The sequence below is a fragment of the Faecalicatena contorta genome (assembly GCF_021531895.1).
Classification (GTDB): Bacteria; Bacillota; Clostridia; order Lachnospirales; family Lachnospiraceae; genus JAFBIX01.
The window spans coordinates 71,116-93,675 of record NZ_JAFBIX010000014.1; the positions used below are offsets into that span (position 1 = coordinate 71,116).

The 22,560-nt window shown below is 38.6% G+C and carries 21 protein-coding genes; 15 read left to right on the plus strand and 6 right to left on the minus strand.

Going from position 1 to position 22,560, the window contains the following annotated elements:
• Window positions 1-3 precede the first annotated feature (3 nt).
• The 4 genes from JQM81_RS07120 (at window position 4) to JQM81_RS07135 (ending at window position 8,117) form a co-directional block, all read left to right on the plus strand.
• Complete coding sequence (locus JQM81_RS07120; RefSeq protein WP_235232828.1) at window positions 4-5,274, plus strand: DEAD/DEAH box helicase; 5,271 nt, start codon at window positions 4-6, stop codon at window positions 5,272-5,274.
• A 104-nt stretch (window positions 5,275-5,378) separates the two neighbouring features.
• The gene (locus JQM81_RS07125; protein ID WP_235232829.1) at window positions 5,379-5,975 is read left to right on the plus strand and encodes a class I SAM-dependent methyltransferase; all 597 of its coding nucleotides are present in this window, start codon (window positions 5,379-5,381) and stop codon (window positions 5,973-5,975) included.
• On the plus strand, window positions 5,936-7,111 hold the full coding sequence (locus JQM81_RS07130) for an HNH endonuclease domain-containing protein (protein ID WP_235232830.1): 1,176 nt from the start codon (window positions 5,936-5,938) through the stop codon (window positions 7,109-7,111). The genes JQM81_RS07125 and JQM81_RS07130 overlap by 40 nt, the downstream gene beginning before the upstream one ends.
• Before the next feature lie 22 nt (window positions 7,112-7,133).
• Window positions 7,134-8,117: a helix-turn-helix transcriptional regulator gene (locus JQM81_RS07135; RefSeq protein WP_235232831.1), complete on the plus strand. Its 984-nt coding sequence runs from the start codon at window positions 7,134-7,136 to the stop codon at window positions 8,115-8,117.
• A 98-nt stretch (window positions 8,118-8,215) separates the two neighbouring features.
• Here JQM81_RS07135 and JQM81_RS07140 read toward each other — a convergent pair whose 3' ends face one another.
• The 6 genes from JQM81_RS07140 to JQM81_RS07165 form a co-directional block, all read right to left on the minus strand.
• Window positions 8,216-8,500, minus strand: a complete 285-nt coding sequence (locus tag JQM81_RS07140; protein WP_235232832.1) for a helix-turn-helix domain-containing protein — start codon at window positions 8,498-8,500, stop codon at window positions 8,216-8,218.
• Window positions 8,501-8,565: 65 nt separating this feature from the next.
• Window positions 8,566-8,979 (minus strand): dUTP diphosphatase, encoded by a 414-nt coding sequence (locus JQM81_RS07145; RefSeq protein ID WP_235232833.1) that lies wholly within the window; start codon window positions 8,977-8,979, stop codon window positions 8,566-8,568.
• Window positions 8,976-9,743, minus strand: coding sequence for an FAD-dependent thymidylate synthase (locus tag JQM81_RS07150; protein ID WP_235232834.1), 768 nt, complete (start codon window positions 9,741-9,743; stop codon window positions 8,976-8,978). The genes JQM81_RS07145 and JQM81_RS07150 overlap by 4 nt, the downstream gene beginning before the upstream one ends.
• The gene (locus JQM81_RS07155; protein ID WP_235232835.1) at window positions 9,736-10,056 is read right to left on the minus strand and encodes a hypothetical protein; all 321 of its coding nucleotides are present in this window, start codon (window positions 10,054-10,056) and stop codon (window positions 9,736-9,738) included. Before JQM81_RS07155 ends, JQM81_RS07150 begins: the two co-directional genes overlap by 8 nt.
• Window positions 10,053-11,729 carry a relaxase/mobilization nuclease domain-containing protein gene (locus tag JQM81_RS07160; RefSeq protein ID WP_235232836.1) on the minus strand — a complete coding sequence of 559 codons (1,677 nt, stop codon included), beginning with the start codon at window positions 11,727-11,729 and terminating at the stop codon, window positions 10,053-10,055. Before JQM81_RS07160 ends, JQM81_RS07155 begins: the two co-directional genes overlap by 4 nt.
• Window positions 11,707-12,093 carry a plasmid mobilization protein gene (locus JQM81_RS07165; protein WP_235232837.1) on the minus strand — a complete coding sequence of 129 codons (387 nt, stop codon included), beginning with the start codon at window positions 12,091-12,093 and terminating at the stop codon, window positions 11,707-11,709. Before JQM81_RS07165 ends, JQM81_RS07160 begins: the two co-directional genes overlap by 23 nt.
• A gap of 365 nt (window positions 12,094-12,458) precedes the next feature.
• Between JQM81_RS07165 and JQM81_RS07170 the strand changes: the two genes are divergently transcribed.
• The 11 genes from JQM81_RS07170 (at window position 12,459) to JQM81_RS07220 (ending at window position 22,482) form a co-directional block, all read left to right on the plus strand.
• Window positions 12,459-12,914, plus strand: a complete 456-nt coding sequence (locus JQM81_RS07170; RefSeq protein WP_235232838.1) for a hypothetical protein — start codon at window positions 12,459-12,461, stop codon at window positions 12,912-12,914.
• A gap of 21 nt (window positions 12,915-12,935) precedes the next feature.
• The gene (locus tag JQM81_RS07175) at window positions 12,936-13,346 is read left to right on the plus strand and encodes a peptide deformylase (protein ID WP_235232839.1); all 411 of its coding nucleotides are present in this window, start codon (window positions 12,936-12,938) and stop codon (window positions 13,344-13,346) included.
• A gap of 31 nt (window positions 13,347-13,377) precedes the next feature.
• Complete coding sequence (locus JQM81_RS07180; RefSeq protein WP_235232840.1) at window positions 13,378-13,650, plus strand: hypothetical protein; 273 nt, start codon at window positions 13,378-13,380, stop codon at window positions 13,648-13,650.
• Window positions 13,651-13,823: 173 nt separating this feature from the next.
• Entirely contained in the window at window positions 13,824-14,042 is a 219-nt protein-coding gene (locus JQM81_RS07185; protein WP_154580909.1) for a helix-turn-helix domain-containing protein, read from the plus strand.
• 57 nt (window positions 14,043-14,099) lie between these two features.
• Complete coding sequence (locus JQM81_RS07190) at window positions 14,100-15,320, plus strand: hypothetical protein (RefSeq protein ID WP_235232841.1); 1,221 nt, start codon at window positions 14,100-14,102, stop codon at window positions 15,318-15,320.
• An 11-nt stretch (window positions 15,321-15,331) separates the two neighbouring features.
• On the plus strand, window positions 15,332-17,284 hold the full coding sequence (locus JQM81_RS07195) for a hypothetical protein (RefSeq protein WP_235232842.1): 1,953 nt from the start codon (window positions 15,332-15,334) through the stop codon (window positions 17,282-17,284).
• The gene (locus JQM81_RS07200) at window positions 17,281-18,732 is read left to right on the plus strand and encodes a DNA/RNA non-specific endonuclease (protein WP_235232843.1); all 1,452 of its coding nucleotides are present in this window, start codon (window positions 17,281-17,283) and stop codon (window positions 18,730-18,732) included. Before JQM81_RS07195 ends, JQM81_RS07200 begins: the two co-directional genes overlap by 4 nt.
• A gap of 152 nt (window positions 18,733-18,884) precedes the next feature.
• Window positions 18,885-19,826: a hypothetical protein gene (locus JQM81_RS07205; RefSeq protein WP_235232844.1), complete on the plus strand. Its 942-nt coding sequence runs from the start codon at window positions 18,885-18,887 to the stop codon at window positions 19,824-19,826.
• A gap of 298 nt (window positions 19,827-20,124) precedes the next feature.
• Window positions 20,125-20,310, plus strand: a complete 186-nt coding sequence (locus tag JQM81_RS07210) for a helix-turn-helix domain-containing protein (RefSeq protein WP_075671598.1) — start codon at window positions 20,125-20,127, stop codon at window positions 20,308-20,310.
• A gap of 99 nt (window positions 20,311-20,409) precedes the next feature.
• On the plus strand, window positions 20,410-21,363 hold the full coding sequence (locus JQM81_RS07215) for a helix-turn-helix domain-containing protein (protein WP_420370572.1): 954 nt from the start codon (window positions 20,410-20,412) through the stop codon (window positions 21,361-21,363).
• A gap of 3 nt (window positions 21,364-21,366) precedes the next feature.
• Entirely contained in the window at window positions 21,367-22,482 is a 1,116-nt protein-coding gene (locus JQM81_RS07220) for a tyrosine-type recombinase/integrase (RefSeq protein WP_235232846.1), read from the plus strand.
• Window positions 22,483-22,560 lie beyond the last annotated feature (78 nt).

Genomic DNA, 22,560 nt, shown 5'->3' on the forward strand with positions numbered 1-22,560 from the left:
GTTATGGATGAATATAGTATCGAAAATACTCATAAGGCATTAAAAGGTCGGTTGATTGAATATATAGAAACAGCCTATTTTGGAAAGAATGATGAGTTGAGAAATTTATGCAAGGATGAGCTGGAGTTACAGGGCGTTATGTGGAAAGAGCCGTATATAGAAGCGAATCCAGCATATGTCTCAGTAATTAGCGGGATAAGTAAAAGTAAGAGCATACCTGAAGATGTAAAAGAAATACTTGGTGAGATGATAGAGTGTGGGTTAGGTGTCTACCAAAATCCATATTCTCATCAGATCGAAGCTTTAGAGGCTTTTTATAGTGGCAAGGACTTATTTGTTGCCACAGGAACCGGTTCTGGTAAAACAGAATGTTTTATGTGGCCAATGATAAGTAAACTGGTAAGAGAAGCAAAAATGAGCGCAGAATCTTGGTCAAAGCGAGGCGTTCGTGCAATGATGTTATATCCTATGAATGCATTGGTATCAGATCAGCTTGGTAGATTAAGAAAAATGATAGGCACAGATGCATTCTATAACCTGTTTGTAGACTATACCAAAGAAAACAGACGTCCACAGTTTGGTATGTACACTGGACGAACACCTTATGCTGGAGAGATAAAGTACCAGCAGGATAAAGCATTAGCGGCTACATTACAGGCGAATTTGATTGACCGAGATCAAGAAACCGTTGATCAATTAAAAAAGATGGGAAAATATCCAGCGAAACATGACCTGGAGCATTTTATAGATGGATTATTAGAGCAGAAGCATATAACAAATGACAAAGATGCTGAAATGATCACTCGATTTGAAATGCAACAACATACCCCAGACATCTTGATTACTAACTATTCTATGCTTGAATATATGTTAATGCGTCAGGAAGAACAAAGCATATGGAAAGATACATCTGAATGGTTAAAAGCAGATGATGAGAATAAGTTGTTGTTTATCATAGATGAGGCACATATGTACAGAGGTGCTTCAGGCGGAGAAGTAGCATTATTAATTCGCCGTTTTATCAATAAACTGGGTGTTGATAGAAAGAAGATTCAATTTATTTTAACTAGTGCAAGTATTCCTAAGAACGAGGAGAACAAAGTAAAGCAATTCATCGCGGATTTAACAGCTATGGATGATAATGATAGTTCAAATATTGCTATTATAAGAGGAAGCCAGGAGATAATTGACAATCATTCTTCCATTAAGTTAGATGCTGAATTACTAGCTCAGTTTGATATTGATTTATTACACGGCAAATCAAGAATGACGGGGATAAGACAGTTTGGTAAACTGGCTAAATTAGATGTCGATTCATGTGATTTTTCAGATGAAAAGCAAGTTGAAAACTGGTTATATAAGGAATTAGTAAAAATCAAACCACTCCTGTCAATTATGAAAAACTGTCGTGGAAACGCAATAGCTTTTGACGAGCTGGCTAAGAAAGTATTTCCTGATGCAAATTCTACAGTGGCAAAAAAAGCAACAAGTGTACTACTATCTGTTGCGCCGTTGGCGAAAAACAAAGAGGGACAAGTGTTGTTTCCATCACGTTTGCACATGATGTTCAGAGGGATTAGAGGCATTTATGCTTGCTCTAATCCTAATTGTCATGCAAAAAAACACGTTACAAATTTACCACTTGGGAAAATATATATTGGTAATCATCCAGATATTTGTGAGTGTGGCGGAAAAGTATATGAGTTGTTGAATGATAGAACATGTGGAGCTCTTTTTTTAAGAGGATATATGGACTTAGATTATCCGGAAGATAGATTTATTTGGAATAAAAAGGGTGCAATATCTGGAAATAATTTTAAAGAGATTCATTATTATGTCATTCCGAACAATGTAGTATTTCTGCCTAAAAAGGATTACAGAGTGGGATGGCTAAATGCTTTAGCGGGAAGAATCGAGGAAGATGATTCCCATGCTGGTGAAAAAAACTACATACATGTTGCATATAGTACTAAGTCCCCAAAGGATGAGCCGAACAAAATGACATTTGCTACTTGTCCAAGATGTCAAAAGATGCATTTAAAAGTAAGTGATTTCTCAACTAAAGGTAATGAACCATTCTTCCATTTGGTATCAGAACAGTTAATGATTCAGCCACCTGTTATTACGGATGAAGCCAAACTGGAATTGACACCAAATGCTGGAAGAAAAGTGTTATTGTTTTCAGATAGTAGACAGAGAGCGGCAACATTAGCTAAGGAATTAACATCTGTAGCGGATGAGGATGCGATGAGAAAAGCCTTAACGGTTGCTGCCAAGGAACTCGAAGAGTGGGCAGAAAAAAATGACAAAGCACCAAGTATGGATTTGTTATATGTGTCCTTCTTAAAAGTTGCATTGGATCATAGATTGAGATTCTTCTATGGTACGGATGAAGAAGATCTGCATAACCATCTTGAAGTAATGAGATCAACATTAGAGAGATATGCAAAACAGGCAAGGAGAGGAAGAAGATATAGCAAGATTGACTATAAAGAATTAAAAGATCAGAAATTTGCAACAGTACCAGATTTGTATTCAAGATATTTGCTAAAAATATTGTGTAGCAATTTCAGATCGTTTACAGATTTGGGATTGTGTTGGGTAGAACCTTGCAATTATATGCTTATTGACGAAGTATTAGATGAGATTGAAAATTCTAAAATCAATTTAGATGAAGAGCAATTTTTTGCATTATTTACAGCATGGGCAGCAGAAGTATTAACTGATAGTTATGCTTATGATTACGATATAAATCGTAATGTGCGAAGAAGTTTAACAAATGTACCTCGTTTTGGGATTGATCCGGAAGGAAAGTTACCAAATCGTTTTAAAAAGCTTTTAAATGATAATGGCATCAATGATGAGCAGCAAAAATTGCTTTATAAACAATTTGTCAAATTCGCACAAAAAGGAAGCGATGATAATGAGAATGTATATTTGAATCCACACGCAATTGCATTACGATTTGATGACAAAAGAGAATGGTATAAATGTCCAAGTTGTGGACGAGTTTTTCCGTATACTCTGTGGGGAAAATGTGCATGGTGTTGCGAAGGCGAGCCCAAGGTCATGACAGAAAACGAGTTCAAAGGCTTGGAATTTTGGAGACAACCTATTCTTGATGCTATCGAAGGAAAAAAAGATGCATTGATGACACGTATCAATACAGAGGAGCATACTGCACAGTTATCACATAAGGATCAGAGAATAGATATGTGGTCGACGACTGAGGAATATGAACTTAGGTTTCAAAATGTGTATATTGATGACAAAGGGCCAGTAGATGTTCTTAGTTGTACAACGACAATGGAGGTCGGTATCGATATTGGATCATTGACGGCTGTCGGATTGAGAAATATACCACCGATGCGTGAAAATTATCAACAGCGAGCTGGACGTGCCGGCCGAAGAGGATCAGCTATTTCAACTATTGTTACCTATACGGACAATGGTCCCCATGATAGTTATTATTTCAATAATCCTGAGAAAATTATTGCAGGAGATCCGAGATATCCATCAATAGATACTGATAATCGTAAACTCTTGTATAGACACCTTAATGTAATTTATTTTGCTGACTTTTTGCAGAGGTATAATGTTTCTGCAAATGACATAGGAATTATTGCTTTTTCAAAAGATTATGAGTTAGAATTCTTTGAGTATATTAAAACCAAAAATCTTTCAGAGGCTGAATTAAAAACATTAGTGCCAGAAGGGTTGAGGAGTTATGTCAAATCTCAAAAAGAAGAATTGATAACTGCAATTGAGGCATTAACCCAAAAGGTTGTTGAATTTGAAGATGATTATTATGATTCGAACAATAATGAGAAAAAATTACTAGATGTTTTATTAGAAGAAGGTATTTTTCCTACATATTCATTCCCAAGAAATGTTGTCGGATTCAGCATAGAAAACAGCAAAGGCGACAAAGTTGAACAGGAACCTGACCGATCGCTGGATATGGCAATTAGTGAATATGCGCCTGGTCGTCTCATCGTTGTAAATAAAAAGACATATAAGTCGGGTGGAATTTATAGTTTTCACTCTAAATTTAGTGAAGATGGAAAAGAACATCCGGCAAGAAAATACTTTGAAAACAAAGAATATCATAAATGGATATTTTATTGCGAGAATCAATCATGTAACTGGGTTGGAGAAAAAGATCCAGGGAAAGTTTGCCCATTTTGTAGGCAGGAATCCATCAAATGCAAACAAATGGTGAAGCCGTGGGGATTTGCACCAATCGGTGGAACTAGTATTCGCGAGGCCGAAGCTGAGGCTGAAATGTCGTATGCAGAATTACCTAGTTATGCATCGCCTATTAGTGATGAACAAATGTTTAAAGAATCCCGGTTCGCACATATGCGTTACGGTAGACTTATGGATCAACCGTTAACTATAATGAATCAAGGGCCTGATAGCACAGGTTTTACAATTTGTGAAGATTGTGGAGCTGCAGTACCAGGGGATGATGAAATTGGTCTTCAAAAGATACCACAGCCTTATCGACATCCATATGGGCGTATGGTAAAGTGTTCGCATCCTAGTGATAGAATAACACATGCTTTTTTGGGACATCAATTTTTGACGGATATGATGCTGATTGAAATTGAATTGGATCCGAAAAACGTTAATACACGACAAGAAGAGTTGTGGATTGATAATGCTGCATTAAGTTTATCGGAGGCAATGGTCTTAGCAGCAGGGTCACTGCTTGATGTAGAGTTTAATGACCTAAAGGGTGGATATCGATTACGATATACAGATGATAGGGTATATGTCGATATCTTCTTATTTGATAGTCTTTCTAGTGGAGCAGGCTACAGTTCTATGCTTACTGATAAGATACCAGAATTAGTACAGGAAACTTACAAAGTATTGCAATGCAAGACTAATTGTACAACGGCATGTCACGATTGTTTAAAGCATTATTGGAATCAAAGAGTTCATAATAGATTAGATAGACATGCGGCAAAACAGTTACTTGATTGGTGTACGGCAGAACAACTTCCAACAGAAATACCATTTGATAAACAGTTGAGAATCGTTTCAGGAATAAAAGAAACCGCTCTATTGGATGCAGACTTTGTTATAAAGTCTTCGACTGAAAAGATGTGGATAGAAAAAGGAAATAAAAAAGTCGGATTGTATATTTATCCTGCAATGTGGACTAAAAATAATAGTAATATTCCACGTGGCTGTATTGCGATATCGGATAAAATGATTTTAAGTGCGATGCCATATGCGTATTCAAAGATACGAGATGGAATCTAAAAAAGGAAAGGGGGTAGCGGACTCCCTGCTTATGTTGTTTTATATACTTCGATGCAGGAACTGGCTTGGACAGACTAGCACTGATTGGGCAGGGAGTGTTTTAGATGGAAGGAATAATTGATTACTACAATCAGAATGCCAAAAACTTCATAGAGAATACCCGGAACGTGGACATGCATCTGACTCAGGATAAGTTTCTTCAACTCTTGGATCCCCAATCATTTATCCTTGATTTTGGCTGCGGTTCTGGTCGTGACACAAAATACTTCATGGAAAAGGGTTACCATGTAACCGCAACCGATGGCTCTGCAGAACTTTGCAGATTAGCCAGTGCTTTTACCGGTATAGAGGTAAAAGAAATGCTGTTTCAGGAACTTGATGATATTAATAAATATGATGGTATCTGGGCCTGTTCTTCTATCCTGCATTTGCCAAAAAAGGAATTATTTCCGGTTATTCGCAAGATGTGTGCTGCACTTAAGAGCGCAGGCGTAATCTATACCTCCTTCAAATATAGTGATTTCGAGGGGGAGAGAAATGGTCGCTATTTTACAGATTTTACAGAAGATACTTTTCGGGAATTCATTCAAGATATCCCGGAACTTATGATAGAAGATCATTGGATCACTGGGGATGTCAGACCGGGAAGGGGGGATGAGAAATGGCTCAATTTAATACTTCGCAAATCGGATATTCTCTAAATATTAACGGAGAATATCATAACACCCTGGATATTGAAAGCTTTTCTCAGATGATGAAGGACCCTTCCTACTGCTACAAATTCTACTGGCTGGAGGCAATTGTAGACCTTATTTCGGAAGGTATTCAGGATACAACCTTTGATACAATCATTGATGAGATGATTTGCAATGCCTGGTATTCGGTAAGGGAATTTCATATTCATCTTAGTGGAATACAGTCAGATGGGCTTGTAAGGGACGGATTGGAGCGAGCGATACTCACATTGACAGAACTGAGTGATTTGCCGGCGAATGCATCGAAAGTGGAAATTAAGAATGCGATTCGAGAGAATAATGAAGAATTGAAGAAAGCCAAGGAGCAGCTGACTAACATGGTTCCGGGACGTGCCTTGGCAGGATTTTTTTCGAAGAGTGCGGAGGAAGTTCCCTGGGGAAGTATCCGTAGGCTGACGGAGTACATCAAGCGGATCGATAGTACGGTAACTCGTTTGCCCTATACATTTGGTGATAGAAGTAGGCTTAAAAAGGAAGTTCATTTTAATTCGGAATGGATGAAGATGATCCAGGACAATACAGTAAATATTCTGGGTTGGATCCAGTATGAGAAAGTAAAATGGCTGCAGAATAATAATCCGGAAGTTCCGGGGCTTATTTACAAGCTAGCACCGATGGATGAGAAGATGCGTAAGCTGAATAATGTACGGAAACTTTGGGAAGGTATTTTGGATGTACATGAAGTACGTGACGTCTTTACCGGTAATCCGATTAATGTAAAGCAGTACGACGTGGATCATTTTATTCCGTGGTCCTTTGTCATGAACGATGAACTTTGGAATTTGATGCCGATGGATTCCTCACTGAATTCTTCGAAAAGTAATAAGCTTCCCCAATGGGATCCGTTTTTCCTAGTTTTTGCAGAGAATCAGTACAGCATGTATACACTAATCCATGAAAGAGAAGCGTTACATAAACGTTTCGAAGCCTGCTATAAGGATAATCTGCATTCTATCTGGGCGGGACAGGAGTTATACCGACCGGGAAATACGAAAGAAGAGTTTTATCATATTTTGCAGAAAAATATGCAACCGGTGTACGACTCGGCCAGACGACAGGGCTATGAAATTTGGAATGTATAAAGAATCAAAGAGGTGATATATCATGGCCACCATGGACCAGAAGCTCCGCACCTTATATTTGATGGATATCATGCTGGAGCGCACGGATGAAGAGCATCTTTTGAATGCTTCTCAGCTGTGCAGTATATTAGAAAATGAATATGGTATCTCCGCTGAACGCCGGACGATTTATTCCGAGATGGATATTCTGAAAAAATATGGTCTGGATGTAATTCAGAAGAAGGGAAAGAATCCAGGGTATTATGTCGGCTCCAGAGCATTTGAGCTTCCGGAGTTAAAGCTTTTGGTAGATGCTGTGCAGTCATCGAAGTTTATTACGGAGAAGAAATCCAAAGAATTGATAACGAAATTAGAGAAACTTTGTTGTAGGTCGGATGCTGCTATACTTTCCAAATATGTGTTCATCGTAAACCGTCCGAAGACAGAGAACGAGACGGTTTATTACAACGTGGATTACATTCATACTGCAATCTATGAGAACAAAGAAATCAAATTCCATTATGCAGAGTGGACCGTTGAGAAGAAATTTAAACTGAAAAAAGACGGTGCTTTCTATGTTGTCAGTCCATGGGCACTGACTTGGGATGATGAGAACTATTACCTAGTAGCCTATGATGCAGCAGCCGGAATTATTAAGCATTACCGTGTTGATAAGATGCAGCATACAGAAATATTGGAAACAAATCGAAAAGGGGAAGAATCTTTCAAGAATTTTGATCTTGCCTCTTTTGCTAAGAAGACATTTGGAATGTATGGTGGAGTTGATGCAGAGGTTACACTGGAATGCAAAAACGAGTTGGCTGGTGTTGTGATTGACCGTTTTGGTCATGATGTATGGCTGATTCCTCAGGGAGAAGATCATTTTAAAACAAGAGTTCTTGTATCAGTAAGTCCACAGTTTTTCGGCTGGGTAACGGGTATTGGGACTGGAATGAGAATTATTGCTCCAGAAAATGTAAAGCAGCAATATAAGGAATATTTACAGGATGTGTTGGGGAACTATTAGATTAGTATTGCTATTTGAATATTGAGTTATCTCTTTTATTCAAAAATGAATAAAAGATGGATTTGCTTAAATGAGAAATAAGTAAATCCATCTTGTTATTATAAATGAAATCTATCCTCTCCCATTTCTGTCATCCAGAAGAATGCTGCAGAAAATTCCTTTGGTTTTGTGAGTACCGGTACAGTGAGAATTTCTTTCTGTACACCAAGTGCTTGTGCCAACTTTTTTAATAGTTCCTCTCTAGGCATACGTGCATTGGTCTCATACTGAGCAATCCGGACATCAGCGGTATTTTCAGGAAATCCAACTGCCATGCCAAGTTCTTTCTGGGTAAGATTGGTTTTACGTCTTAAATATCGTAATTTTTCTCCAAATGTAATCATAGTCATATCCTCATATTTTATATATGTTGAGGTGCCGATCTGGCACCTCAGTTTTTAAGTAACAATTATTCTCCGGAACTTCCAAAGGCATCCGTGCCTCTCTCTTTTCCCAGATCAAATACAAAATCTGCAATAATGATGGGGGTGATCACCAGTTGGCCTACTCTCGTATCTTTAGAGATGGTCTGAGCTTTATTGCTGACATTGCTGATGATGGCATGGATCTCTCCACGGTATCCGGAGTCAACCGGCGGTAGTTCGCAGGTCAATCCTTTCTCTGCCATGCTGCTTCTGGGAAATACAAATCCGGCATATCCGTCTGGAAGAATCAATCCGAATCCCAAAGGGATTTTTACAATTTCTCCTGGCTTGATGGTACAGTCATAAGGCATATACACATCGGCACCGGCATCGTTTTCATGTACACGGAGTGGATTGTGTCCGGGAGTAAGTCCAAAATCAATGAGCCTTATTTTCATACCGCGTCACCTCTGAAAAGTAATGGATAATCCATATGAAGAATTTCATCGGGCAGCAGGATATGGTCAATGGGATGGCCGCAACTCATTTTTCCTTCCAGGCATTTTCCTTTCTGACAAAATGGACCTGTCTGTTCTGGAGTAAAAAGAGCTGGACTCAATTCATACAGATTCTGCCAGATCATAAGCATCACAATTCTCATTTCATCAGTATTTCTGCGGCAGCAACGCTGACCGATCATATGCTTCCACTGATATGGAGTTGCACTGATGATCAATACATTTCTTAATCCCTGTGGTGTTGCATAACCGGCAGCATCATGGCTGATCCCGGCATTGCACAGACGGTCATAACAGACCATGTCTGCCTGACAGCTTTCCAGATAAAGTGCCTGGATCTCCGGAGATGCGGAAATGATCTCATATGGAATAGCAAAATCAGCTTCTCCGGAATAGTTGCTGTACTGTAATGATGCGCTCATGAATTTTACTTCGTTCTGGTGCCGAGCGATCTGGGAAAGGAATCTTCTGCTGGCACCAACGACAGCCAGCGTAATTACTGTAAATTTCTGAATGGCGGGGTGCGGAAGTTCTCCCAGATTGGTTAATGTTTCATTCGTAAAGGATTGGTTATACAGATCCATCAGGTCATTCATGGAATGGATGATATGCCCTCTCTGGGTCAGCCTTGCGGCAAAGACCATATTCTTTTCTGCCTCTTTTACTGCAAAGCAGTTCAGGATTTTTGTTTCTATTTTATTCATGGCTGCCCTCCTCTTTGACCAATGCATTGAGCAGGAACAGATAATTTAAGGTATCTGTGATCTTCTCATTCCAAATACTCTGATCATAATCTGCCTGCTCTGAAAAGCACATGTCATAAATTGAGATGATGTGTTTTGCCATCATTCCGGCAAGAGCCCTTTCTGGTGTACATTCCTGTAAGGCTGCAGCTGTTTTAAATGCGCTGAGCCTGTCCGGGCTGTTTCCGGTATATTCTTTTGCTTTGTTCAACAGGGTTTCTTCACAACGTTTCACCTGCTGTTCAAAGATCAAATGAAATTCTGTTTGTGTCATAATGTCTTGTCCTCCTTCTTTTTGTGTTGTGTATTGGTTTTTGATTTTTCTGTTTGTGCCGGTTGTTCATGAGAATTGTGAACGAATGGTTCTTCCATTCCGAGAATGGCATCTACATTTGCACCGGCGATTTCCAGTTCTTTGTGATAATCCCGGAATTGTTTTACAACTGATTTCTGGGCATCAATAGATTCCTGTAATTCTGATTTCTGGGATTTCAGTGTCTTCATCGACAACATCTTTCCGTCCGGATAGAATGCTTTTAACCAGTCGCGGGCTTCCTCATAAGATCTGATTTCTGAAGAATGCTCCTGCCGGAATTTCTTTTTATTTCGTGATTTCAGAAATTCTGCATACACTGATTTTGAAGCAAAATACTGACCGGTGAAGTGGATCTGTGAGTTCAGAGTTTTCATTTTGGAAGTGAGATCAGAAAGCTGCTCTTGAGCCTCTTCCATTTTTACTTGAATGTCTGTGGTCTGTTTTTCCAGATCCTTTCTAGTGTCATAACCATGATCCTGAATATAAATCAGGGTATTTGCCATTTGCTGAAGGTTGCTGATCTTCACCTTCCGGGCATATGCCTGATTCTGCATTGCCTTTACATTTGTCTGGAGATCCGTCACGAGACGAAGCTCTGATTTTATGTAGAAGATGACAAATGGATCTGTATGATAATCGACACTTGAAGCACTCTTCGATTTGAGTGTGCTTTTGTGAGAAAGAGCTTTGCTGTTCTCATGATTCTGAAATACCTGTTCCAGAAAATCTTTTTCATAATTGGCACCCAGAGATTCTGCAGAAATCCGTCTGTCTCTATCCGGATGAAGATAACGGTAACTCCCTCTTTTCTCGACGACAGAAATATTGAACCTGTCCAAAAGCAGCGACTGGAATTCTTCAAAACTTCTGGACATCTGAGAACATTCATCAATCGCTTCCCGCAGAAACTGTTTCTGTGTCTGAAATACGGTGGAAGCCGGTTTAAGTCCGGCAGCACGGATTTTCGCATTTACCTTATCCAGTTCATCCTGTCCATGGGTTTTCGCCCAGTATTCTCCTCTGGTCATTTTTGCCGGTGCAGGAGAAAGAAGATCTACCTGATGCAGCCCTTCCCGGTTGCACATATCCATGACTTCCTGTTTCAGATGATCCAGCAATTTGTTTGTGGACCGGTGCTTATAACCGGCTTCCTGCTCATGAGGCTTATCCATGTAGTCCTGTCGTTCAACCGCATATTTGCGAACACTGTTGATGACGATGTGGGTATGAATATTACCGGAGCTATTGTGTCCATCCGTATGAGTGACTACCAATGCCTGATAGCCGGGAAAGTTTTTGCGGGCAAATTCCAGACAAAGAGCCTGGGCCTTTTCTCCGGTAAGTCCACATTCTGTTGCGTCTGCCGGGTCAAAACTGATGATGTAATGGTGACTTTTGATATCTCCTCTTTTCTGATTTTTGTGAAAAAACTGATTAGTCCTCTCGCACTCTTTGTCAAAAGACATCGGATCGCAATTCAGTCCATCCATATAAAATTCTTCCCGCAGAATCTTTCTGCCGGAATCATCGAAAATCGGTTTTCCTGTTTTTTCATTGTGTTGAAAAAGCAAATATTCCAGAGCATCAGAATAGTTCGCATTTCTGCTTTTAATGTGTTTGATTATGGCCATGTAATTCACCTGCCATTCGTAATACTTCTTTTCTCAAAGAGAACAGCTCGGAAATACATTGCCGGATTTCATCCTTTATTTCCTCAGACCATTCTCCGCCGGTGTTAAAATACCTTGCAATCTGATTGAGATTCGATCCGATTTTTCCGTATTCACTGACCAGCTTCCGAAGTTCATCCATGTCAGCTATCACCTCGATGGTGTTTGTAATTTCCTTTTCAAGAAGTAATTTTCTTAGATACTCTGATCTGGAAATTCGAAGAATAGATGCCCCCTGATCTAAAAGAGCCATCTCTGCATCAGTAAGTCGTACAGCTACAAAATTTGGATGTGTAACTTCTTTTCTTTTATTTGTTCTCTCCATATTCCTCCCTTCCAACGGAATCATTCATCACATTGTGATGCCAACATAGGTATAAATGGCTGTCCCTTCCATTTGTACCATTGTTGCTGCGACCACTTTTTCAGTGGAAGCCAAAAGACATCTGTGATGTCAAAAACGAGGGCATGGGGAAACGGAATCCCCATCAAGATGAAAACCCGTAAGTGTAACAGTTGCCAAAATGGCACTACTGTTAAACACGGGTGGATCTTGCTCTTAGAAAAAGAACCTCTCACTTATATGGGAGATGAGAGCACCTTATACAACATGGAAATGAAAAAAACCTCGCTATGGAAGAAATATGATTTTGTTGATATAATCAGAATATGATTCTGGAGGGTGAACAGATGGGATTATTTCGGAAAAAAGGAAGATCTGACATAGATGCATGGGCAAAAGCCATGATCCAGGGATATAAGAAGGGGATGCCGATAGATAAAGCACTTTTGGAGCAGGCAACTGACCAGAGCATCAGAAATGACTGCCGGATTATTAGAGAAAGTGTTCAGATCGTCATGCGTTCTTCTGATTATGAGGTTCGTGAAGAACGGAAAAAATTAATTGAAGAAAGATATCAGCACCTGAAAACTCTGCTTCCCTTTGCAGATGCGGATCAATTGAAATTATATGATGAGGCAATGGAACAGATCGATTGTCTGAATCAGCAGATTGAAAGCAGAAACGAAACACAGAAAGCAAATATCCGGCAGAGAAGAAAGCAAAAGCAGGATGCATTCTGGGAAGTGACTGGTGCTTCTTATATGATGGATGAGTTCAGTGATGCAAAGAAAAAGAAGAAATGAAATGACGTGGAGGAACGATAGATGGTAAAACCGATAATGAAAGACGTGTTCTTTCTGGGACAAAAATCAGAACCGGCGACAAAGGCAGATATCCAGGTTGGAAGAGACCTGCAGGATACCTTACAGGCAAATCGTGCCGGTTGTGTGGGTATGGCGGCAAATATGATCGGTGTGAAAAAAAGAGTCATTATTGTGAATATGGGATTTGTAGATATCGTGATGTTTAATCCGGTACTGCTGAGTAAGGATACTCCGTATGAGACAGAAGAAGGATGTCTCTCTCTTACCGGCGTGAGAAAAACCACAAGATATGAAAATATCGAAGTGGAATATTATGATATGAACTGGAAAAAGCAGCGGCAGAAACTGAGCGGCTGGTCGGCACAGATCTGCCAGCATGAGCTGGATCATCTGGAAGGGATTTTGATTTAAGATATTTTTGAAATAACAGGAGTGACTGCTTATGGCATCGGAACGAACGGACGAATTGTACAAGGTTTTGCTGGACAGAGGATATCCAAAAGAGTTCTGTGCGGAAATAGCCTATAAAAATATGAATACAGATTATACCGCAACCCGGATGCTAGGATATTTGTACCGGGTGACGAATCCCCGGATTGAAGATCTGGTGGATGAGATGCTGGCGATCTTAAGTGACCGGGATGCGATTATCCAGAAAAAAGAGATGGAACATGCCCAGGCGGTGATCAATGAGATCTACAGAAATGGGTTGTAGGAAATCAGTGAAACTTTCAAGGCGCAGGGGAAGTAAATTTCTCCTGGGCTTTTTTTCTGCCAAAAGCCGTGCAACTAAATGAGATTTGAGACTCTTTTATTTATTAGTCACTATAGTTGTGATATAATAAATTGTCTGAATCGGATAAGATGAACTTATGAAAAGGAACTAATATGATAAGAAATAATATCGAAGTTGATGTAAAAACAAAATGTATAGAAAATGGAATTACTCAAGCTCAACTGGCAGAAGACATTGGAACAACAGCTCCTTATGTCAATCGTATCATCAAAAAGCAAGAAGGCGTTTTAAATAAGACCTTTGTTCAGATGATAGAATCTTTAGGGTATGATATCGAATTTCGTTATGTCGAACGTAAAGAAGCTAAATAACCTATTATAGTACGCTAAAATTACATATCCTATGTAAAATACAAATGGAGGTTTACTATGGGAGAAATAATAAAGATTGATTCTGCGAATCAAGGAGATACAGAAATGATTCGAGATGAAAGGGGAATCATGGAAAGTGCACAAAACATTCTATCCGATACCCTTTCCGATACAACAAATAGAAAAACACTGAGTATGCCTATTGCTCAATTAGCAACTCTGGGTGCTGGTGTGTCATCATTGCTACCAGCTTTACGAACAATCACTCAGACAACAACAATTGAAACACAGGGATTATATAGGCTTGCAAATGAAGCTGTCGGAGATACATTAAAGGTAGCCAAAAACGGAAATTTTTGGGGTGCTTTCAAAACAGCAGAAGGTACGTCAAAGTTTGCTCAGCTACAAGCAGCTGGACCTCTCACAGCTACCACGGAAGCTGTCGCTGCAGTAAATCCTGCAATAATGCTGATGGCTGTTGCACTTTTTTCTGTAGAACAGCAATTGGGAGAAATAAAGGAGATGCAAGAACAGATAATCGCATTTCTTGAGATTGAAAAGGAAGCTGAAATTGAAGCAGACGTTAAAGTGTTATCAGATATTCTTGAAAAATACAAAACGAATTGGGACAATGAGTATTTTATATCTAATAATCATAAGCTGGTCCTTGATATTCAACGTACAGCACAAAAAAATATTGATGGATATCAGAAAAAAGTCAATGGCATATTAAAAGGGAAAAAATTGGCACTTGCACATGTACAGGTAAACATGACATTAAAAGACCTGTTAAAGAAATTTAAATACTATCGCCTATCTCTCTATACATTTTCAATGGCGTCATTGATGGAAATAATGCTAAGCGGGAACTTTAGAGAGGAATATATCTTAGGAATAAAAACTAAAATTGAAAAGATGTCCATGGAATATCGTGAGTTATTTCAACAGTGTTCAGTATTCCTTGAAAAAATGAGTAAGGGTTCTATTGATACAAATATTCTCAAAGGCATTGGAAATGCAAGTAAGGCTGTTGGGAAATTAATTGGCAGTATACCGGTTGTTAAAGAGGGACCTGTGGATGAATTCCTTGAAGAAAGCGGAGCTTCTATTAGAGAGAGTGCAGAAGCTATTGAATCTGGAATTTTGCAGGAATTTGCGCTTATAAGCAATCCCCAGACTGGTATTTATACAGCCAAAATGGAGGATATGATTCAGATATATAATCATACAGAACAGATTTGTTTTGATGAAAATAAAATTTATTTAATTGCAGGTTAAGGATAAGAGTTATGAAAAAGAAAATTATTGTACTATTATTGGCAATGTCAATGACGGCCTCAATTGTAGGATGTGGTGGAAACACCACTCCTTCTGATTCATCAATTTCAACAACAGATACAAAAGAAGAATCTGTTGTAGTGGAGCCAACCGAAGAGGATTCTACCGAAGTGAGTGAGTCTGTAGATGATAATATAATTGGAGAAAATTATGAAAATACATTAACTACAGATGAAGGAGCTGAACTTGCTGAAACAGAAGAAGCTGAAGAAGTGTTATCAAATACACAGCGCAATTCCGTAAACATGTTGAATTACATGACTGTTTTGACTCAAAGAATTAATCAGGCACCTAATAATCAAGCATTTCTTGAAGATGTTTATTCTTCTTTGAAGAATGATCTTTATCCAAATGCTGTTGATAGTAAAACGCAAGCGCAATCAACAAATCTTCTTGATACCATTAATGGTTATCGAATGATTTCCGTTAAAAGAGATCGATTAGAGTACATATATGAGCAAAATCGAGCTCAGGCATTAAGGCAGGCCATTCCCAATCCGATGGGATTATTAAGTGCAGTTCAGTCTGGAAGTACACTGAAAATGGCAGCATCCGTGTTATATATGGCTGTTGATGCTAAGAGCAGTTACGATTCAGCTACGTCTCAGGCAGATCTTCAATACTTGAAGGATGGATGGGAATTAGATGATGAATCAGCAGATGAATTACATAATAGTACTAAAAATGCTTTGAATTACATGTATAACATGGTTAGGGATTATGATCTTCCAGGTGATTATGCTTTGAATGATGAATCTGTGGAAGCGTTTGTAACATGGACCGCAAAGGATAATCTTGTAAGCAAAATCTCTTGGTTAGAAAGTAATCAGAACACCTACGAACAATTCGGCCCTTATTGGTTGGAACTTGTTAAAGATTATTATGATTCTGAAGAGTATGCGAACTGCCTAAATGCTCTATACAAATATGAAGGTATCTCTACAAGAATTTTCCGTAAGGATCTAGATTACGCAAAAGTGTTACCAATGGCAATAATTGCAGCTAGAGAAACAATGTCAGAGAGTGATTATATTACCTTTGCTGATAAGTATTGTGATTTGATTCTTTCAAATACAAAAAAATATAAAGATGGAGAAGATTTCGATTGGAGTATTCGATATTTTACAGCTCAGATATATATTGATCTTTTTGCAAAAACTGAAAATCGCGCATACCTAGAAAATGCATATGTTATTGCATTTGAAAATGTAAATATTCTTGCGGACGGTCAAAGAGCTCAGAATGAAATATATTTGGCTGATATTAAGAAAGTAGAAGTCAAGAAAGGATCAACCAAAAGAGAGAAAGAAGAAGCCAAAGAATATAACAAAGCCTTGGAAAAAGAACGCAAAATTGCTTTGCCACCTGTAAACGAGTCTCTTTATTTAAATTGTGATTTATTATTTGCCTTAGCTGATGAAATGGATATTTCGCAGAAAGAAAAAGATAAAATCGTTTCTATTCTTCACGAAAATAGTGATCCAATCTTTCTGACAGAAGCATTAGATAATAGATTTTGGTTTGGGAAAAATACTGGCGATATTAAAGCAGACGATATTTCTATCGAATTCAATGGCGAAAAGTTGATTATTCCAGCAACATGTATTTCCGATCGCTCAACTATTTCACTTACCATTTCAAATGGAAAAAAAGATACCGTTATAGATGATTGGATAGTAGATGAAGTAAAGCGACCAAAAAAAGCTGGTGTATCTGATTACACAGTTACTTACATGAGCGAGAAAGCTGAAAAGTACAAATATCAGGATGGTGACGTTATTACTATTTCCGTTACACCAGTAGCAGAATCACCTGACAAAAATCTAGTATTTGTATATAACACCAAAAAAGTAAAAAAGGCATTTATTATAAATAGTATTGCTTTTGAAAGGAAGAAAAAATGATTAAGCGTATAACTGCTTTTTGCCTTTCATTGGTATTGGTATCAAGTGTTCCTATAACGACCTATGCCGCCTGTAACAATCAGCAAAGCGAAACCTATGTTACACAAATTATTTTTGGAGACAATGCTTTGCAACGCCAATCAGACGATAATGTAAAGTTGCTGATGGACGCACTATATTTGTGCAGTGAGCAATCTGATAACTTGGGGCAAGAGAAGCTCGATAATTTGAAGTTGCACAAAGTAAGAAAAGTACCTTCATTATCAAACATTAATATAAAAAATGATTGTTTGTTGGATTGCTCTCACAACAGTTGGGAATATGAGTATAAAAACAACGTTGAGGTTAAGAATACAAGAAAGAAAATACTTAATAACAGCGTAAATAAGGTTTTTGACTTTGGATTCATTAACAACTTATTTGGTAGTTCAAGTGGTAAGTGCGAAAGCTTTTCAGCACTTCTTTACTACTCTCATATTTTGTCAGATTATTTAGCAAGTGATCCGTCTGAAACAACTGCCAATGTAAAAGGAAAAGCTATTGAAGGATATTCCGGTCAACCGTATGTAACAATTAATGGCGATAAGCCTTATTTTACCGCACAAGAAAAAAAGAATATTGGATCATATTATGAGTATAGTGGTATGGATTCTTATGGAAGATGTGGCGTTGCTTATGCTTGTTTAGACAAAGAAGAAGTAACCAAATCTAGTCCACGAAAAAGCATCACACGCATTACTCCGTCTGGATGGAGTTTTGACAAATACCCTAATATAGTTAATTCTGATGCCGGTGCTGCATTTCTGTATAATAGATGTCATCTTATTGCGCATGGACTAGGCGGTGCAGACGACAAGAATAATCTGATTACGGGAACTCGTTATATGAATGCAGATATCATGAAACCATTAGAAAGTGATGTCATGGATTATATAAAAAAAACTGGGAATCATGTTTTATACAGAGTGACGCCAGTATATAAGAGTGATAATCTTGTGGCATCGGGGGTTCAAATGGAAGCATATTCGATAGAAGATTCTGGTGAAGGAATTTGTTTTAATCGATATTGTTATAATGTTCAACCAGGGGTTCGTATTAATTATATGAATGGGAAAAGTGAAGTTTCTGATGTAACATTCGAAAAAGACAATGTCCTTCCATTTGCAACATACAATCCAAGTGAACAGAATCCTGATTTGATTTATGAAATGAAAAAGCATTTGAAGATTTTATTTGATAATCCAGATACAAAAATGACCTATGATTCTATGATTAGTCAGATTGATGCAATAGCAACAGATGCAAGAAAGGTCGGAATAAACGACGAAAATCCTGCCAAATGTTATCTTGAAACAAAGGAACTAGAGTATGAATATTTTGAAGTATTGAAAACTTATGTTCCAATGATGTTAGAAAAACAGGAATTTTTTAAATCAGCATTTCAATAAACTAAAAAATGGTTGATGACGTAAGTCTTCAGCCATTTTTTTGATTGCCAGTCAAAAAACAAGCAACGAGCATTTGCCGTAATATATTTATTGATAACACAATAAAACATGATATAATTAAATACAACATTATTAAGGAATGGGGTTGGACTATGAAAAAGAAACTATTAACGATTGTTATAGCAATGACCATGATTTCTTTAACCGCATGTGGTAATGCAGTTGATAACACCAAAAAGGCAGTTGAAACTTATAATGAGGCTGTTAAAACCTACAACGAACAAGCTGGAGAATATATAACTGCATCTCAAGCAACGGTTGATGCAAACGAAGAGTTAAATAGCGCTATGACTGCCGCCCAGGAGGTAATTAACAAAGGAGAAGAACCTTTTGACGAAGAAACACTTGCCACTCTTAAAGCAGCAATCAGTACGGCCTCTGAGAAACAGGTAGCTGATCCTGAACTTCTTCCAGTATATGAAGAAGTGACAGTAGATGAGAATGCTTCTAAGGAAGATTTGAAAGCTATGAAAGAAAAGGCAGAATCTGATACAAAAGCAATTCAAGAAGTTGCTGTTCCAGATGAAATCCCAGAAGTTCCAAATTATTCTGAAAACATTACAGCAATTAATGAGGCAAAAAAGGCTTACGAAGATAGCATTCAAGGATTAAAACAAATCACTGCACCAACAGATGACTTTGTTATGGATCGATTAAAAAATATTGAAACAATTGCAGAAATGGCACCTGTTACAGAAGCCCATGATCCAAATGGACAATTAAATAAGCAAGGTGGTTACATTGGATGTATTTATTTTAGGGACACGCAGGTAGATCGTTCCAAATTATATATTGAAAAAGATAACGTTATTGATATCGGAACAGACGGCGGCGGAGCGATTGAAGTATATACTACCAAAGAAGAGGCAACATCAAGAAGCGATTATCTTGGCACATTCGATTCGACAGGATTTGCTTCTGGATCTCATTACGTATACGGAACACTTGTAATTAGAACTTCTAATTATCTCAACGGAACTCAGCAAAAAGAGCTTACCCAGAAAATATTAGATGAATTGATTAAAGTTAAATAAAATTAAATGCATGGGCAGATATCTCAAATGGTATCTGCCCTTTCTTCGTATAATTCATTTCATACGGAGGTTTCTTTTTGCCAATTTTTCTCATCTTGACATTTTTTTACTAAAACATGTTGTATAAGCCCCTCTGAAACTTTGGATATATAGAGGGACATTTATATCCGCGAGCAACGAGCCAAGCGGACATGCTTGCATGCCCATTTGGCGACTGCCGCGAGAGCCAAATGCCCCGTCACTTGCGGGAGTATTTGGCATGTCGCCTCCAAAATAATGAAATGTGAGGTAATGACATATGTCAGAGAAAAGATGTTATACAGTAAAAGAGTTACAGGAAATTCTTGGAGTCAGCAGACCGACAATATATAACCTTCTGAAGAAAAATGAGTTCCGGTGGATCCAGCTGGATGGCGGAAAGTACCGTATTTCCAAAAAGAGCTTTGATGACTGGCTGGATAAGCTGCCGGAATCTTCCAACTAATCTCCTATCCGGATGAAAAATCGACATCCTAAATTTTTTTGAAAAAGTGCGGTATGGTATGGGAAGAAGGAGGAAAGCTTCATGGATGAGAAGGGAAAAATGAATACTGGGGAATACGAAGAACTGATAAAGGGAGTGGAAGCAAACAGCCCATACAAGAGACTGTCTTCTGCAAAAAAGAAATGGATGAGTGTTTCTGAGATGGGCGAGCTTTTAGGGCTTAAAAAGACGGATCGGTATTGGCTGGTACATAAAAACTTTTTTGAGACCAAAGAGATTGCCGGAAAGATGCGGGTCAATATTGAGAGTTTTGAAAAGTGGTATGCAAATCAGATTAAATATCATAAAGTCAACGGAGAAGAACCGGGAAAGGAATTGAAAGAATGGTCTTATTCTGTTCCGGAACTTGCAGAAATGCTGGAAGTTACGGATGGTGTCGTTTATGACCTGATCAAGCGAAATAATATCGAAGTCGTGATTGTGGATTACTGGAAACGTGTACCAAAAGCTGTATTTCAGAAATGGTATGACGGACAGTCCAGATACCGCACGAAGGATGATAAAAAGAGGGATGCCGAAATGGAGGCCGCTACTCTCACTATGCCGGAAATGGCCAGACAGCTGGGAATCACCAGAAATCAGGTATATGGCATCCTGAATAGTCAAAAGTATCAGCATTTCTTTGAGTTCGTCACGATCGCTGATCGAAAAAGAATCACGAAGGAAAGCTTTCAGAAGTTTCTGGACGGGCAGGATGAATATCATCTGGATCCGGCGAACGATTATGAAGAACTGGCAATGGAAGAAAATGTGGCACTGGCGAATTATCGGAGAAAGAAACTGGCACAGACCGGGGAACGAGGAAGGAATGGCAATCTGCAGTATCTTACTATAGATGAAGCAGCCTTTATGGCAAAGGTCAGCCGGTCCATGATAAATGTCTGGTACACAAAAGGATATTTTCCGGTTGTAAAAATAAGGAATCATGTTCGGATCAAACGAAAAGAATTTGAAGCATGGCTGGAAAAGAGAAATACAGAAAGGGGCTGTTAGATTATGGCATCGATCAGAGAACGAAACGGAAAATTTAATGTGATCTATTCCTATACTGATGCAGACGGGAAACGGAAGCAGAAATGGGAAACTTATGCTACAAAGGCAGAGGCAAAGAAACGCAAGAAAGAAATCGAGTATAAAGAAGAAATGGGATCCATGATAATCCCGCAGTGTAAAACCATGAAGGATCTTCTGGCAGAATACGTTGCCCTGTATGGAAAAGACAACTGGGCATTATCTACGTATGATGGAAATGTTTCTCTCATAAATAATTATATCCTTCCGATCATCGGGGATGAAAAACTGTCGGAGATCAATACCCGTTTTATTGAAAAATATTATCAGAGGTTGTTGAAAGCTCCGGCTGTGGTCAATCCTATGATTGGGAAAAGAAAGAATGAATATGTATCTACCAGTACCATCAGAGATATCCATAAACTCCTCCGAAGCTGTTTTAAACAGGCTGTCAAATGGGAGTTGATGGAGAAGAATCCTTGTATCTATGCGACCGTACCAAAACATAAAACAAAGAAACGGGAGATCTGGACTGCCGAAACTCTGATGTACGCACTGGAAGTATGTGAGGATGATCGGCTAAAGCTGGCAATGAATCTTTCCTTCTCCTGCTCTCTCCGGATCAGTGAGCTTCTGGGGCTTACCTGGGATTGTGTGGACATCTCGGAGGAAGCAATTGAGGAAAACCGGGCATATCTGTTTATCAATAAGGAATCCCAGCGGGTGAGCAAATCCGCTTTAAAAGAGCTGGATGCAAAAGATGTGCTGCTGATATTTCCAGAAAAAAGCAAGACCAATAAAACAGTCCGTGTTTTGAAAACACCGAAGACAGACAGCAGTGTCCGAAAGGTTTTCCTTCCAAAGTCTGTCGCAAAGATGCTGATCGAATGGAAAGAAAAACAGGATGAGACAAAGGAAGTTCTTGGAGATGAATACATGGACTATAACCTGGTCATGGCAAGTACGTTTGGTCTTCCTTTGGGGGATGGCGCGATCCGGAAGCCATTAAATCAGTTGATTAAGGACTATGATCTCCCACCGGTTGTTTTCCACTGGTGTGGTATAAAAAAAGTTGACATCTTATTCTCAAGGATTTCATGATAGAATCAAGAGAATAAGGAGGTACTCAAAATGGCACGTAAATATGACCATGAATACAAAGTACAGGCAGTTAAGTTA